The sequence below is a fragment of the Tenacibaculum aquaeponti genome (assembly GCF_052084715.1).
Lineage (GTDB): Bacteria > Bacteroidota > Bacteroidia > Flavobacteriales > Flavobacteriaceae > Polaribacter.
Map to the genome: position 1 here is coordinate 650,256 of NZ_CP197288.1, position 18,712 is coordinate 668,967.

At 29.8% G+C, this 18,712-nt stretch carries 6 protein-coding genes; all 6 read right to left on the reverse strand.

The genetic code is table 11. The features are described 5' to 3' along the window. Positions 1-2: 2 nt before the first annotated feature. Entirely contained in the window at positions 3-2,093 is a 2,091-nt protein-coding gene (locus tag ACSIGC_RS03040) for a hypothetical protein (protein WP_442266687.1), read from the reverse strand. A gap of 4 nt (positions 2,094-2,097) precedes the next feature. Continuing rightward, on the reverse strand, positions 2,098-6,714 hold the full coding sequence (locus ACSIGC_RS03045; RefSeq protein ID WP_442266688.1) for a hypothetical protein: 4,617 nt from the start codon (positions 6,712-6,714) through the stop codon (positions 2,098-2,100). Positions 6,715-7,040: 326 nt separating this feature from the next. Continuing rightward, complete coding sequence (locus tag ACSIGC_RS03050) at positions 7,041-7,838, reverse strand: hypothetical protein (RefSeq protein ID WP_442266689.1); 798 nt, start codon at positions 7,836-7,838, stop codon at positions 7,041-7,043. 10 nt (positions 7,839-7,848) lie between these two features. Next, positions 7,849-14,295, reverse strand: a complete 6,447-nt coding sequence (locus ACSIGC_RS03055) for a fibronectin type III domain-containing protein (protein ID WP_442266690.1) — start codon at positions 14,293-14,295, stop codon at positions 7,849-7,851. Positions 14,296-14,313: 18 nt separating this feature from the next. Continuing rightward, positions 14,314-16,815, reverse strand: coding sequence for a hypothetical protein (locus ACSIGC_RS03060; protein WP_442266691.1), 2,502 nt, complete (start codon positions 16,813-16,815; stop codon positions 14,314-14,316). A 207-nt stretch (positions 16,816-17,022) separates the two neighbouring features. Then, on the reverse strand, positions 17,023-18,498 hold the full coding sequence (gene guaB, locus ACSIGC_RS03065) for an IMP dehydrogenase (RefSeq protein ID WP_442267741.1): 1,476 nt from the start codon (positions 18,496-18,498) through the stop codon (positions 17,023-17,025). Positions 18,499-18,712 lie beyond the last annotated feature (214 nt).

An 18,712-nucleotide genomic window follows, 5' to 3' on the forward strand; every position in this document is an offset into this window, starting at 1 on the left:
AATCAATAGTTTAATTCAATTTTTTTAATAGGTGATTTAGCTCCAGATGTAAAAACAGCCTGAAGCAAATATTCATAGTTAGTATTGATTAACAGCTCTTTATCTTTAAACTTAGTAGTGTTTTTATCAAAAATTTTATACATAGTAGGTTGTTTTCCTTCTTCTCCTTTGTATAAAATAAACTCTTCGATATTTTCAACAGAATATTTCCAATTCAGATTGATAAATTTTTCTTCTCTATTAGCAAAAGCCTCGAATTTATTAATCTCTGGTTTAGGCAAATTATCTGAAATTTTCACTTTCAATGGAGTAACTGGTTCAGATTCTAACCCTGAATCATCAACAGTTAAAATTGTATATAAATAATTTTTACCAACTTCTGTTTTAGTGTCTGTAAATTTATTATTAGGTAACATAATTGTTGCTAAAAGTTGCCATGGTAATTCAGTACCTCTTTCTTTTCGGTAAACTAAAGTACTTACAGCATCTTGACTAGAACTCGTTACCCATGTTAATATTACTTTACTATTATCTACATTAAACGAAGAAAAAACGGGTTGTGAAGGAGGAACAATATCTGGTCTTTTCAATTCTAAAACTTCAGAAAAATTTGAAGGATTATACCTTTTATCTAAAGCCTGTATTTTGTAATATATCTTCTTATTTAATGTTTTAATATTGATAGTATCTACAATTTGATTATTTTTTATGGGTTTAAAAGTGATTTGAGTAAACTCATCGTCTTTTAAATTTGCTCTAAAAACTCTATACCCAAGAAAATCTAATTCTGTATTTTGCTTCCAGTTTAATGTAACAATACCTAGCGTATCTATTTTTCCAACGATCTCAATTGGAATTGCAGGTGGTGTACTATCATCTGGCTGAATCATTTTAGGGAAAGATTCTCTTCTAGTTCCATCTGTACCAACAGCTACAACTTTATAGTAATTAATTGGCTTTAAATTTGCTAATTTTATACTTCTTGTTCCCTTACTTATCTGATTATTAACTAAGAAATAATTTCCTTTAGGCTTATCTGATCTTAATAATTCAAATTGTTTTAAAGTTTGTAAACCTTCTTTAGGAAATTCCCATTGTAAAACTACCGTTCCGTCTTCTAAAAATTTATTTTCAGTAATAAAAGGATTATGAATTAATGGAGTTATTCCTTTTCCTGAAACAATATTAGAATAAGGACTTTCGATACCAAATGGAGATATTCCTTTAATTCTATATTGATATGTCTTATCATTTTGAAACAAACTATCAACATACATCATTCTATTAGAAGGTTTTACTTCTCTTTCTCCTAAATTAGTTATAGGTGTATTTGATAATGGTACAAATGTTTTTCCTAAATCTTCAGATTTTTCAATAATATAATTGGTAAAAAATCTCTTAACTATAGCATAATTCCATGTTAAAATTGCTGTTTTATCTTTAAAAACTCCAACAAATTCTTTTGGCTTTGGTAACGGTCTTTGATCTGATAATCCTAAATAAACCCCGCCATGTTTAATGCTTACCTTTACTTTTGGTTCAGCTACCTTTATTGTATATAAATATCGTTCACCTTCTTTAACTGTGCTATCAACAAAAGCTAAACCTGAAAATTTAGCTACTTCATAATCTTGATCAGCAGCATACATAGCAAAAATAAAACGTTGTTCTAATACTTGTGCTTGATTTAAAATACTAATAATACCATTACCTCCATTATTCATTTCAACATCAAAATTATCTCCATATAATGCTTGAGCAGCAATAGCGGCATTTGTGTTTTTTTGAGTAAATTCTTTCCACTCCATCATTGGTTTAGGTTTTAATGGAGTTGAAGTAAGTTTTTTTAATATAGGATTGTCTAAAATCTCATTATTGGACACTATAGTTTTCCTTTCAATAGTAAAACCATATTTGTTTGCTTTTTTCCATGCTGAAGGAGTATTGACTCCCCAACGAAGCATTATCGAATTTTCGTTTACAGTTGCAATAGCTTTTACACCTGGTTCTTCTGCTACGATTTCTTTTTGTGAAAAAACATTATTAATTTTAAATATTATTAATAATAATGTTAACAACCTATACATCTTCATTCCTCTAGTCGTTAATAGGATTTACATATTTAATTACTCTTTCTTTTCCTTCTTGTATACCTCCTGGTAAAACATATTTAAAAGTAGTTTTATACTTACCTTTTCTCATATAAGGAAATGCTTCAGAAAGCATTTTTCTATATCTTGGATTACTTCTCCATGCTATATTTGAATTCAATAATTGATATGATAAATCTTCATAATCATACCAATAATAGTTTGTTAAATTATAACTGTAAGGAAAATATAAACTTGTTTCACCTGTATACTCATTTTCTAAATATGTAATATACCAAGCAAGTGGTTGCAAGGCTTCTACTGGTGGAACTCCAATTTCTTCCGTCTTTCTTGTTACTGAAATTTCTCCTTCAAGAGGATAATTAGCATACAATAATGGATAAATTGTTTTTTTATAATATGAATCATCTAAAACTGCAGTCGCTACAACAACTGGTTTGCCTGCAGTGTACTCATTCCCCACTAATTCAACCAGATCAAATGGTTCATTTTGTTTAATACTTGCAAGCAAGCTAATACCATAAGGATATATAACATGATCATATAAATCTTTTGTAATATTAATGGAGTTCATCTTTTTATTGAATGTATCGTAATTACTAGTTTCAAATTCATACACTAATAATTCTCGTTCTCCATCTTTTGTAACATCTCCATCTGCTTGTTTAGATTTAACTTCTACAGAATTTTCTGAACTATCATCTAAATCTTTTTTGTTATATGTTTCTGATATATTATCTCCTACTGAACTTCCTTCAGAAATTAACTTTATACTAGTAGTATAAGCTGTACTATTGTTCATTCCTTCAGGCAATTGGAATACAATCTGTTTTTTTGCAGAACTATAGGTAAATGATTTTTTTAAAACATTTCCAGTTTCAGAAGACATGAGCATTGTTTTATCCCAATCTGGAACTGCATCAAATAAATAACTTTGACCTCTTTTTAAATTAATATATCCTTTATTATACTCTTCAATAAAGAAGTTTTTTTGACCTAAAATTGGATACATATATTCTATGTTTGTTAAAGGAATTGTTTTAGGAGCTTCTCCAGTAGTAAAGTTTACTTCTTTAGTTTCAAGTGCTCTTTTTCCACCAGATTGCATCACTTCCCAACGACCATTTTTAAACTCCTCAAAGTGTAATTGTATAAATGCTTTTAAATCTGAATTAGGTGGTAAAATTTCATGAGAATAAAAAGCTGCAGCATCATTATTATTACTCCATTTTACTTCTCCTTCAATTTTTTGTCCATCTTTAGTTATGGAAAATTCATCCATTAATATTTTGTACTTTCTATCTCCTGTTTCATCTGGTAATTCAAAAACTTTATTTACCTGTAAATTAAACACAGCTTGAGGAGCAGCAAAAACATCAACATCAACGCTTCCATCTTTAGGTTTTAAATCACTGATTACTACAATATCATCAATAGGACTTCCTCCAACAATTTCACATTTTTCCCCAAGTTCTACTTTAAATCGGAAACTACCTTTAATCAGTCCTCCTAATAAATTGAATTTCCCTCCTAAATATCCTCTAAACCAAGATGGGTTCGGAAGTTTTGCTTGTAATAATACAGCTCCTCCTCCACTAATAATTGGAATTTTAGTTTTAAACCCAAATAATCTAAATGTTAATCCTAATTCTCCTTGGAGATATGCATATGCCTGACCATTTGCATACCAACCATTCATACCTATAGGCTCTGAAGATCCTTTACAATGAGCATCCCCATAATCTTTTACCATAATATCGAATCCTACACCTGCATCAAACCTTGCATAAAAAATTAAAAATGTTAAATCTCCTGTTGTTACACTTAAACTTGCTCCAAACGCTAATCCTTTTCCAGATTCAAGATTATTAAGCTCTCTCATGTAATCTAAATCGGCTATATCTAAACCTAAAATATCAGCTACTTGTGGTGGTGGTGGTGGACTTCCTGGTAAATTATCTCCAGTCATAAAATAAGCCCCCATTTTCATCTCTAACAATACTAGATCGATAGTAATACCTATTCGATCTTGAGGTGTACCAATTAATAAATGCCATTCATCTGGAGACGCATAAAAATCTAACCAACCTGCTCTACCGTAATTTCCGACTCCTCTAACAATACCTAAGTTAATATAAACTTCTGCAGTAGTTTGAAAGATATCATTTACAAAATCGTAACCTATATATAAGCTAGCTGCAATTGCTGCTGATGTTTCCTGTGCAGGTAAATAAGGATTTTCAATATCTTGAGAAACTTTATCTAAGTTTCCTATAACATCATCATAAAAGCTATCTGGTAATGGAGATACTAACTCTCCTTTTCCTTTTAGGTATACTTCTTGTAATCCTCCTCGACGATTAAATGCCATTCCAAATTCAACAGTAGCGTGAAATAAATCTTCAGAATTTTGTGTAATAATACCTACTGATGCTTTCATTCCGAAAGCATTATCTTCATAAGGTTCGTAAATTACACCAGAAGTTGATGCTCCAATTTGTTCGTAAGCAGCGTTATTTTGATTACTTACACCAGCCATCTTCATTCTGTTATATAACCCTCCTCCGAAGGTATTTAATGCGAATCCTGTAAAAATTGGAACCCCTGAAGGAATAGTTACTTGACCATCTGCAAACCAATATCTAAATTTTTCTGTTCGTCCAAATAATGCTTTTACGTCAACTTGGAAACCTTCTAAACCTTTATTAAATGTAGCTCCTACCGCCCCAGCAAATCCAGTTCCATAGGTAGGATCGTCATCAAAAATAAATATAGCTCCTCTTAATTGTGTACCAGCCACATCCATTTGAATGAATAATTTTTCTAAAGTAACTCCATCAAATTTCCATTTTCTATCTTCTTGTTTTGCTTTAATTACAAGTTTACTTGATCCTCCATTTCCACCGTCAGACTCTGAGGTTAAATTAACAGAAAGATCTATAATTAAATCTGCTCGAGTATCAGTTGGGGTTCGTAAGCCTATTTCATTAATCGTAACCGGGAAACCGGCGAGTCCGAGTTTCCCTTTGGTTCCAAAATATTCGACGGAAAACATGGGGGATTCAGTTTGAATCACCATTTTTTCAAATACTATTCCCTCAAAACTGATCGAACTATCTTTTTTATCTTTGTTCGGCTTATTAGGTTTTTTCTTCCCTGGTGATGTTCTAATTGTTACAGATCCATTTAATGAAGCTTTAGGTCTGAAATCACCATTTTTGACATGCATCTCTATAAAAGAATCTTTAGTTAAGTGAACATCTGCCGCATCCCAAAGATCAAAATTGATTTCTTTCTCAGTTTCAACTCTTAATTTATATTCTCCTGGTTGAAAAACAGCACTATATTTTAAGCTATCTAGTTCTGAAACAGGTAAAACTAACTTTCCATTAAAAGCTCCAGCCTTTAAATTATTAGTTTCAATATCTAACATAAAATAATCCAAAGAAAAATCCCAACCGGAAGCATCACCTTCATTTAAACTTAAAATATTTTCACCAATAAATTTACCGGTTATTCCTTGTCCGTCGATAATAAGATCTGTGGCACCAAATCCAATTCTATCTTTACCGCCACCTTTAATTTTAAATTCTGGCGGTAAAATTACTTTCAAAGATTTTACATAAACTCCCCTCCATAAAGTAGGTTCTTCTTTGTAATATTTATTTAAATATGCTGCTGGTGTTGCTTCGTCATTTCGCAAATCACTAAAATCGAATACAGCTGTATTTAATTGAAAAGTAGTTCCTTCTAACCCTTTAACTCCAAACTCAGGTAATGAAATGTTAACAACCATATCATTCCAATCTGAAATTGAAGTTTTAAAATCGGCTTCTACATAACCTATCTTTTTCTTTCCATTTTTGTCTACAGGGTGTAATAAACCATTTGCAAATTTGATATTCGCATCTAAACCTAATTCCTTAAAACCAGAACAGTCAATAATTGCGTATGTTCCAGGTTGTTCAAAACTTCCTTTTAATGTAAGTAATATTGAACCTTTATTAAAATTTGTCGTAAACTGTGAAATTAAATGAAGTTTCGCATCCCCTATAATACCTCCTTCGTGTGATAATTTTACATTTGAAGCACCAAGAATTAATTCTTGCTTTCCTCTTTTTTCATTTTTACTAGGAAATTCTATTTTTAAGAATACTGTTAACTCCGTAAATGCAGGTTTGAAAACAGCTTTTGCAATTCCCATGGTATATTTTACATTACTAATATTCATAGGTTTTGTTGCCACTGGTAACTGTGCTAAACCATCTTTAGTAATGACATCAATAAAATTCCCTGTTTCTTCAATTACATCGAAGGTGTTCACAGCCATATCTAACCATTTCTTATTTTTTGTAGAATCGTTAGATATAAATTGATAACCTTCATCAGTAAAACGTTGCTCTTTTACAGGAGTAAAGTTATCTTCTAATTTATCGAATTTGGATAAAGATTTAAAGCTACGAAATTGTTTATTAGAATTAAGTTTTGTCGCTTTTAACTTAGGTGTTACTTCAGTTTTCTTAACAACTTTTAAACTATCGATGTAACTTTTACTATACTTTGTTGTAGCAAAAAGATTTGCACCTACAATAAGTAATAGCAAAAAAAATAGGGGTAATTTTTTTTTCATATACTTTTAAAAAACTTAAAATTTTCTTCTTATATCAATTAATAATCTTACAATTATTGCAACATATACTTTATTAAAATGCCTTTATCGAATTCCCCGTTTTGAATTGGACTTGGTTTTTAAATGATTACAATAGCGTTTTAATGCTATTATTAAAGTTCTAAATAAATTTATTTAGAACTATGTTAAACTACGACCATGCTGTTTAGTCGATTTTAACAAGGTGCAAATAAAGTTAAAAAAAACTGAAAATCATAATTTTATGTTAAAACGATGTGATTAAGACTTAAAAAGTTACTTTAAATAATTCCATCATTTTTCATCTGTTCATATTCAAATGAGCGGATTATATTATGATTAATCTCTGAGAAAATTATGTTTTTGACATTCAAATTTTCTATATCCTTTTTTATTTCTTCACTTACAATTATAGTATCTGGTACTCCCCATAAAACATCATAATCATATTTATAAACTTCATTTTCAAATTCAAAATAATTTTTCAATTCAAAACCATTTTTAGACAAATAACTTCCTATAGTTATTTTTTTACTATTGTTTCTTTTAACTTCATTATACTCTACTCTATTTTCAATAATCCCCTCAGTATATTTCTCTATAGTAACTCTATCTCCATTGTCATTTCTTGTCTGTTGTATGAATGTACATTTAGAAAAATCTACTATCTCATTTTTTGAAAAGTTATCTCCTATCATTTGTAACAAAAAATAATCATAATTAATTTCCTTTACATAATCACATTTTAAGTCTATTGGATAAAATCGGTGTGGTGGTAAATTATAATTTTCAAGAACCTTTTTAATTGATTTACTTATTATCATTACTGCTCCAACTTCTGGATTATTACCTCCTAAAGTAAAATCATCAGACCAAGTAATCGCATCTACAAAAATAGTATCTCCCTTCCATAATTTTTTGTTTTCATAACTATCTATCATGTCCATTTTCAATGGAAGCATTTTTTCATTAATAAACTCTTCTTTACTTTTAATTGTAGCTAAAACATCGTTAATTTTATTACCTTTTAGAATAGCTTTCCATTGAAAAGTATTAGGTGATAACATATAAAATTTCATTATTGATTTTTTAATTATTTAACATTTCTCTTAGAGTTGGAATATCAATTATATTATTAACTTTTGTTCTTATCCAATTTTCACTGAGCTTTTCACCCGAACCTATAACACTCTCTTTTACAAGTTTTTCCTTAACCTTCTCTACTATTGTTATTATATCTCTATCAATTTGGTTTATTGCATCATCTACGGATCCTTCTCTTTTATAAAATCTCCATCTTTCATTAATAACAAAAATCAATGCATCATTGTAATCTTTATGAGAAGCATGTACACCCCAATCATTCTCAAACTTTTCTAACATTATTACATTTAATAGCGAATCTTCACCATTTAAAGCTATTCTAGTATTACCTAATTTTTCATACCATTTTCTAAAGCCTTTTGATTTTAATAACTCTATTACAAGTATATGATGAGACTCAAAACCATTGAATTTTTTACTTTTCTTTAATGCATCAAAAAATTTCTTTGCTTTTTTACTACCTCCTTTAGTTTCTTTAAGATATGTTTCTAGTGTAAATATTTTACCATCTATTTTTACTTCATAAGCTTTAATCAAATCATCAAAAGAATTACCAAATGCAAAATCAGGTTTCCCTTCACTAAAATATTTTAACAACTGCTTAAATGTATTACCAGCTACATTTTTTGCTCCATCAGCATATTTTGCGCAAATTACATATCCAAATTTGTCTAATAACTTATGTAAATTATAATCACGTAATCCATAATTAATAACTACGTCTTCTATTTCTAATTTTTTCTTTGAAATAGCAGCAATATCCTTGAAATTATACTGTGAATTTACTTCCTTTTTATATTTTTTTAATTCTAACCAAATATCAATAATATCTTCACTGTTATCAATTTCTTTAAAGTTTTTAATGTTATTAATCAATAAGTCATCATTATAAACCTTCCCACTAGGTCCTGATTTAACTTTCTTGCTTGCTACACTTAATTTAGTAGTGCTTATAGCTTTTAAAAATTCGTTTTGTAAATCTTTCTCTAATTTATTAAACCTTTCTAAAACGACTGAAAATCCTTCTAAATTTGACAAACTTTTACCTAAATCTGGGTTTGACTTTTGTAATACTTTCCAAGAATCAATATGAATTTCAGAAACTTTATCCAAATTTTGTTGTAAAAGTTCTTCTTTTTTTATTCTTGGGCTTTGTAATACCTTTTTATGTAATAAATCAGCAACAAACTTTCCTCTTTCTTCTATATTATCAAACTTATCTTCTACTTTTTTAGCTAAATCTGGGTAATTTTGTAATAATTCTGCCCAATTAATTTCATCAATTGTTCTTGTAGATAGTTCTAAAAAATCATCTGCATAGACTACATCATCTAACTTATCAGCATCTGGTCCTCTTGGCCTAGCATTTTCTGGTAGAACTTTTTCTTGTCTATTCGCTCCTAATTCATACCATTGGGTACTTCCATTTGGTTGCCTTGGTACTACAGTAACTAAACCATCATTATGTACTCTTATATATCCATCAGTAGCTTGTACTGTAAACTTATCACCTAATTTATTGGCAAAATCTTGAGCACCTTCAAGGTTTGTACATGATAATAATCTTACTTTATCTGCATTTGGATGATTGTCTTCTAACCACTTTTTAATATTTACAATATCAGTTACTTCATTACCATCTACAATAATTTTATTATCAGCACCATGTACAACTATATCAATTACATTATCTACAGTTTGAGATTCAATTGCTTGAAGTCTTTCTGTAGTTTTTCCTAGATCACCTCCTAAAACTAACATATGATTAGCTGCAGAAATTTCACCTACTCCATCAATTATATCAGCAACAAAACCTTCTGATCGTAATCTATTTCTAGCATCTTGTACACTTTTTCCAGCTATTTCAGTTAATAATTCTTCTCCTTCCGCTAACTCTTCTTCTGCTCTCTTTATTATATATTCATATGATTCATCTGCTTTTTTGAGCTTTGCTAACTTATATGATTTAATTAGCTTTGTTCCATATTGAGCATAACCGAACATTGCTACACCAAATGAATATTCAAGGACTCTTCCTGTGTCTTTATTATATGTTGCAAAAGCTAACCCTACAAAATCAAAAACAGTATCTAATCCTACAGGTGCAAAGAATAATGAAGCTGCATCTATCATACCGTAGATAACTTCATTCGGATTTATTTCTCCATCATAAAAATGCTTCTTTGTATCTAACTTGCCATAAGAGTCAAAAGTATAAGCTATACTAACTAAGAAATCGAAATTTTCATCTTTATCAAAATGAAAATTTGCATATTTCATTTGTAAACCATTATCAAATGTTTCATTGGTTATGTATACTTCTCTTAATTGTATTTCTCCATTAACTTTCTCGAAATAATCTTTATTATTATTTTCTATGGCCTCAGCATCTTTATCTTCAGCTTCTAAAATTAGAGTATCATACTCTTTCTTCCATTTTATAAACTTTCTTTCATACTCTAATTTTTTTGGTATTGATGCATCTTCTTTAGGTTTATCTCCTACTTCTGTCTTTTTATCTCTTAACTTTTTCTCTATTAATTTTAAGTATGGTGACTTTAATGTAGATAATGCATTAATTAAAGGAAAGCCTCTTACATTATTTCTTGACTTTCTTTGAAGTGTATGAACAGAAAAATCAGATTTTATTACAGTCGCATATAAATTTAAAGGCTTTTCGATCGTTTTGAATACATTTATAATATCGGTAAATGGGGAATCACCTTTTTCTACTTCGCTTGGTAAAACTATATTAGATGAATTTTGTCCATAACCTATATTGTAACATACATCATTATTAAAAAGGCCAACTCCAAAAATTGATTCATAATTAGATGATGATAATACTAAATGAACTACTTTCTTTCCATTAATAAACGCTTGGTTTTCAACAATACTTTTTTCTGCCATATCACTTAATAAAGCAGTTGGAATACTAGTATTAGTTGACTCTAATTGTAAAAAACTTACTACAAAATAAGTATCGGTATAATGAGCTAATAAATGTAATTTATCTTCTAAAATTTCATAATTTTTAGCAGCTTCTAAAGCATTAATATCCTTACCGTTGATAAATTGTAAATGACTGAAATTACCCTTATCTCTAGTCTCTATACTAGATGTGTTCTCTATTTGTGCTAGAGCTGTACTTAAAGATTCATTTAATTTAGCTTGATACTTATCTAATGAAGACACATCTTCTTCTTTATCATAAGATAGAGCTACAAAACTATTACAATTACTAGTTTGTTGAGTTTGTGAACTACATTTTATTAGTGTTATTTTAGATCTTAAATTTTCTGCTACTATTGGATTTTTTCCTTTTTGTCCTTTAACATTTTCCCATTTAGCTTTATAATAAGAATTTTTACCACAAACTCCGTTAAAATTAAAGACTGCAATTGAATCGTTGTCACTTAAAATAGAAGTTTTTAAATCATAGAATTTTTTCTCTTTATTAGAATAATATCCTTCAAAAGATCCTTGAGCATTAAATTTAGCGTAATAATATATACTATTATCTTTATCCTTTGTGATTTTAAAGCCAGGTACAGAACCTTTTACATACTTATCTCCTTCTACTTTATTTGCTATAGACTTAGTGTTTGGAACTGTAAATGCTTTCCAGTCAGGAGTTAACCAATACAAACCACCTAATTCCCCATCTTCATCATCTTGGAACCAGTAAATTTGAATTCCAGGAGCATGCATTTTCTTCCAATCTAAATGATTTAATACTGTTCCATCAGCATTATCCATTAAAAAATCTGTAGCTCCTTCTGGTGTACCAAACTCTTCCCATGGATGTTCTAAACCAAAAATACCGTGACCTAATTCATGAGCCAATGTTTTAGCACGCATCTTATCATCGCTAACATTAGCATCAAACACGAAACCAAATTGACGCTTTAAAGGCATAAACCCTTTAACATCAATTTTGTTTGTTGAAATATCAGTAACTAAAACATAATATGACTTCTTATTATAAAATGTTTGTCGTTTAATATAGTTATTGAAAAACTTCTCACTACTAGTGTAATTAGACAACATATTACTATCACCAACTTCTATTTGACTGTTTTTATCCCAGTCATAAATTTGATCAAGTGATATATTCTCAACAAACTGGATGTTTAATCTTACACCCGATTTACTATATATTTCTGTAACCTCATTTTTTAACTTACTTAATTTATCTTTTATTTCTGATTCTGAACCGCCCTTAAAAACAGGAACCAATGTTACATTAATAGGCTCTAACTTATCTGAAGCCAAATGTGTCACTAATAAACTTCCTGCAATATCAAATTTCTTTGGATCTTCTTTAGAACGAATTACCGCAACAATTTCTTCATCTGCATAATCGAACTTACGTTCTAATTCTAAATCTGCAGTATTAGTAGCATCATCCCAACGAAGAATATTTACCTTAGCTCCTTCTTTAGTTTTGAAAATAATACTATCTCGTTTAATAGAACTATCTGTGATTTCAACTTTAGCTTGAATAATATCCTTCCCTTTATTATCGGAAATTGCTTTATAACCAATATGATATTTACCACCATTATGTGCTAAAGATTTATAATGCTCATTTAACTTTTCATAAGAACCTTCTGGTTTTTTATCGAAGTAATAAAATCCAGATCTTTTAAAATATACAACTACTCCTTTAGCTGTAATTGCATTATATTCTCCGTCTGAATCAACTCCATTAGTTGTTTCATTAGTTACAGCTCCTCCTTCTGCAGCTTCACCTTTTGTTATTTTTCCATCTTCACCATAAGACCAAACATCTCCATTGGCATCTGTAACTGTAACATCTGTATTACCAGGTATAACAGCTTGATCTGGTTTCCCATCTTTATCTACTCCTGTGACAACTAATGCTCCATTTTCATCAATGGTAATTTCTGTAATTACAAAATCAACTTTAACTCCATCTTTATCAGTAGAATCTCCACTAATAGCTTCAGCAATATCAATATTAACATCTACCGTCATAGAAGCTCCTTCTCCAAATTTAGGATCATAAAGCGTTACAATTTCTCCTTCTGCTAATTGATTAGAAGAATTGACTAAAATTCCATTGAAAGTAACTGCAAACTTTGCAAAATTTAAATATGGAATAGAAACAAAACCATTTCCTGAAATTACTCCACTAGATTGACTCGTAATATTTGTTAGAGTCACTTTAAAATCTCCAGCAGTAATTTGATCTCCAATATATAAACCTGGGTGTGGTTCTCTATTTGAAATTGCAATCGCATCTGGGACAATACCACAATTGTAATTCGCATCTTCATTAGTCACCATATCTGTGGTGATATACTGAGGTTCTGAATAGTTACTGTATTGATACGTACATTTACCTTTTATTTTATACTCATATGTAACACCAGCTTTTAAATTCCAAATTGTTGCCCAACTACTATTTGTTTTCTTTGTAAACCAATGTGCTTCTGGATTATCTGCTTCTCGGTATGCAATAATATATTCTGAATGTATTGTAGGATCTTGATCCCAGAACACATTTATCTTTGAGGTTCCTTTTGCTTCTGCACTTACATTCTCGGGAACTAAACAAGGAGCTGTTCTTGAAAACCAAAAAATTTCACTAAATCCTTGGTTTTTAAACAACCCTATTTCTTCTAATCCTTGTAAAGCTTTAGCTTTAACTCGCCAAGCATATTTTTTACCAGGTAATAATTGCGGTTTGTCTGGACCGTAAATTAAGGTTGTTCTTCTTGTGGTTTCTTCATAGATAGGTGCTTGAGATAAAAAAGCTGTTTGCGGATTTACATTATTATCCCAAATCTCTACTAAACTAAATTCATATTCAACATTACTAACGTTAATGTGACGTGGTGTCCACTGAAAAGCAATATTTTCAAAATCAGTTGGTTCTATATTAGTCCCGTTCTGAGGAAAATTTAAAATAGGTGGTTCATTTTTGAATATGAACACTGTAGCACATTGTTTTGCGGAAAGTTTTGCTCCTGAAGCAAAATCGTAAACTTCAAAACAGAACTTATAACTTCCTTCAGGAATTGGTCTTCCATAAACTACAGAACTAATCCCTTGAATATTCTCTAGTTTATAATAAGGTGCTAATTGTGTATTTGTTAATGTTAATGGAATTCCTCCTTCAATAAAAAGAGGTTCAGATCCAAGAACAAAATCTTTGCTAGTGAAATTTATATTTCCACCTTCAAAATATGTTTTCAAACGAATTTGACGACTTGCAACAGTTAAATCATTTAAAAATATTTGAACTGTTACTGGGCTGTTTAAACTTGTTTCATCTGCATAGTTATAAAAGTTAACTGGTGCAGGAGCGCTTACTCTTGGTACAATTCTTACAGGAAATTGTTGAGCAAATGTTAGTTCTAACAGAAAAAATAAGGCAAATAAAAAGCGTAGCTCTTTTTTCATACAATTAAGGGATTACTATTAATTTGTGTCCATATACTTTAACTCATATTGATCTTTATCAATATGACTTTCTGATTCCTTAGCAAAAAAATCGACAATTAATGCTTCCAAATATAATTTTATTTTTTGTTTTTTTTCTTTCATTTTTAACATTTTAAAAATTTTGGATGCGTGTTTATTTCTGAAGTCTTTGATTAAGTTTTTATTTTCTTCTAAAGTTTTAAATGAATCAATTTGTCCTAATTCCGATAAAATCCATCGGTGTACTAGGAGTTTTTTATGAGACTTATTTAAAACTTTATCCATGTGTTTATATTCTTTTTGAATTTCTTTAGGATAAGAAGCTATATCTTTTTCACTTTTATTCCATAACATATGCTTCACTATCTCTTTTTTATTCTGAACAAATTGTTTTTCTATAGCATAATCTGTTCGTTCTGCACTTCTATATACATCTCCAATAGCTAAGAATAACAGCTTATTGAACTCGCGCATATTTTCTTTAGTATTATATAAATCACTTAGCAATTGTATTGCTTTAATTTTATAAGCTTTATTGTTTTCTTCTTGTGCTATTTCTGCTTTTTCTTTTTTCAACTCTTCCATTATATTATCTGGAGTTGTTTCGAAAAGTGGTGAATTTATTAATGTTGTTATTTGATAATCTACTTCAGGAATAGTTCCGTTATATAAAGAATCTCTAAACTTAAATCGAATTGGTTTTTTAATTCTTTTCTTCTTTGCTTTTTTCTCCTTTTTAGCTTTTACTTTGTTCGTTTTTGGCTTTCTTTTTCTCTTTCTAAACCTAATATCTTTAGAATTAAATAAACCAAAACTATAATTGTAACCGAATGTTAATGTGAAATTTTTACTAGAAGCACTTGAAATGCTATTTCTGAATTGAAATAAAGCATTTAAGCTAAAATTATGTTGCTTTTTATACACATATCTTCCACCTAATCTTAGGTTAGCTACCTGACCTTGACGCTCTCCATCGGTTAATGTTTCGTTATAACTAACTGCACTATTTATTTTTAATGTCTTTTCAAAAAATCCTTTTGTAGCACTTACAGTAGGCCCAAGAATTAAAGTATTAGATTCTGCTAATTGACTTAAACTAGTATTAATTGCTCCAGATATCGATAAATCTGTTTCTGGATAAGTTAAAGTATAAGCTGTGTTAGCATTATAAAAAGCAGAATTATCTTCTTCTCTTATTTCATCTGCTATTTTATTTACCGCATCTTGATACGATAAATTAAAGTTTAAATTTTGTTTGATATTTGGTGTATCTTCTAAATTGTAATTTACATTCAAGTTTGCATTCTGAGAGATCTGTGTAATATTATCTTGATCGAGCTGTTCTTCTATTTGATTTACGCCATTAATAAAATCGAATTGATCTTTAATATTTGTAAATGACTGAAAATTCGAATAACTACCTGTTAAGTTTAATTTATCACTAGCATTATATGCTGCATTAAAAGACATTACTAGCCGATTTAACTGACTAGCTTTAGTATCATGTAAATCATCTTTTTGTAAACCAGCATTCATATTTAAAGCTAGTCGATCGTTAAAAATCGTTTGTGAAGCGTTAACCGTAATATTTTCTAAATCGTTATTAAAAAAATATCCTCCAAGTGTTTTATAATTAGGATCGATACGTTCATATCCTAATCCGATTGCGCCTTTTCCAACTTGATAATTAAAGTTTAAATTAAAGGCTTTGTAATATTGTGTAGTTGGATTACTATTTACCAAAAAAGAAGCAAAATGATCACTTTCACCTACTACTCTAGTATCTTCTGTTAGTGCAGATAAAGCTACTTCTGCTTTAAAATTAATTTGTTTATTAATATTAAAATCTCCATTAAAACTAATAACTGTATTGTCTTTAGGTAATATTTCTGTTTCAATAGGAATAGGATTTACTAAAGAATTTACATCATCCCTTGCTTTAAAGAATATAAATCCTAGTGTTGCAAAATCAAATTTATATGAAGTATTAAGGCCATAACCCATTCTCTTGTAATTAGCTTCGCCATTAATGTTTTCTTCATTAAATTCTCGTTCTTTTAGTAAGCGACCATACATTACACTTACTTTGAATTTATCTTTTGGGGATAAATCTAAACCTAAACCAGTAAATTGATGTCCGTTTAATGTATAAGGAGAAAACGTCATACTTACATCACCAATATGAGCAGTTATCCACTTGTAACTTGGGTGTAGACTTAACCTGTTAAATGTAAAGGGATTGTTCGTTTGGAATTTACTATTAGAATACGAAAAAGAGAATGGAACATTATACACATCGCTAATATTCAGGTTTACATTTCCTGATAAAAAATATGTAAATGGTTCTCTATTTGCGTCCCCTGCGTAATAAACCGAATTTACTGCTACCCCCCCAGATAACTTAAAAAGTGGTGACTTTCCTATTTTTTCTAGGTTTTGGGATGATGAAAAAAGAGAAAAGAAAACAACTTTTAAAAATACTATTTTCTTAAAATTCAATAGACAACTAATTTCGCGCAAAAAAAAAGATTTTTTTGCTAACAAAAAAATCTTTTCTGAAGTTTCTTAAATATATGTTAAATCAATTTTGATTATAATTTTAAGATTCTTTAGTAATCGTAAGATATTGAGAGTGAATTCTATTAAAATAAAAAACCATTGAAAAATTATGTTTTCAATGGTTTTCAAGTTTATATGTTTAGTTTATTACCTTCTACTATAATTTGGTGCTTCTTTTGTAATTGTAACATCATGTGGATGACTTTCATTAATACCACTTGACGTAATTCTTACAAACTTTCCATTTTCCTTCAAAGTATCAATATCTTTAGCTCCACTATATCCCATTCCTGCACGTAGACCTCCAACAAATTGGTGAATACTTTCATATAACTCTCCTTTATAAGGAACTCGTCCTACAATTCCTTCTGGAACTAATTTTTTAATATCGTCTTCAACATCTTGAAAATAACGATCTTTAGAACCTTTTTTCATAGCTTCTACAGATCCCATTCCTCTATATGTTTTAAACTTTCTCCCATCGAAAATTATAGTTTCACCTGGGCTTTCTTTAGTTCCTGCTAATAAAGAACCTAACATAACACAGTCAGCACCAGCTGCAATAGCTTTTGGAATATCACCTGTATAACGAATTCCTCCATCAGCAATTACTGGCACTCCAGAACCTTTTATTGCTGCAGCAACTTCTAATACTGCAGAAAATTGAGGAAAACCTACACCAGCTACAACTCTTGTTGTACAAATAGAACCTGGGCCAATACCAACTTTAACCGCATCAGCTCCTGCTTCAACTAAATATTTAGCTGCTTCAGGAGTAGCAATATTACCAACTACAACGTCTAAATTAGGAAACTTAGCTTTTACTTCTTTTAATACAGACACTACTCCTTTTGTATGTCCATGAGCTGTGTCAATTATTACAGCATCGACTCCAGCATTTACCAATGCTTCTGCTCTATCTACAGCATCTGCTGTAACACCTAAAGCAGCCGCTACACGTAACCTTCCTAAACTATCTTTATTGGCAATTGGTTTTTGAGTCGTTTTTGTAATATCTCTAAAAGTAATTAAACCAACTAAAACATCATTATCATTTACAACTGGTAACTTTTCAATCTTATTTTCCTGTAAAATAATTTCTGCTTCTTGAAGTGAAGTTCCTTCAGCTACAGTTATTAAATTTTCAGAAGTCATTACTTCTGTAATTGACCTATTATTATTCTTTTCAAAACGCAAATCTCTATTCGTAACAATACCAACTAACTTTTTCCCCTCATCAATAACTGGAATTCCTCCAATCTTATGCTCTTTCATTGCAGATTTAGCATCTAAAACAATTGCATCTAAAGTTAGAGTAATAGGATCTATAATCATTCCACTTTCTGCTCTCTTCACCTTTCTTACTTCTTTTGCCTGCTTTTCTATAGTCATGTTTTTATGTAAAACACCTATACCTCCTTCTCTTGCCATAGCAATAGCCATATCACTCTCTGTAACTGTATCCATAGCAGCGGAAACTATAGGTACATTTATTGTAATATTTTTTGTGAATTTTGTTTGGATGTTTACTTCTCTAGGAAGTACTTCTGAATATGCAGGTACTAATAAAACATCATCGTATGTTAAACCTTCGCCTACAAATTTATTTTGGTGAGCATTCATATTGCAATCAATAATTATCTTGTCAATTAATTGCATGCAAATATACTACTTTTATTGTAACTTTTAGTTTACCTTAATGTTAATGATTAAGATTTCCTTTTATGAACTAATTCTAAAGCGCTCATTCTCGATATTTATACACTTAAGGAAAAAACAAATTTTAAAGTCGAATTTAAAAATAACTTCGTTGTTGTTAAATAACTGGATTATCTAT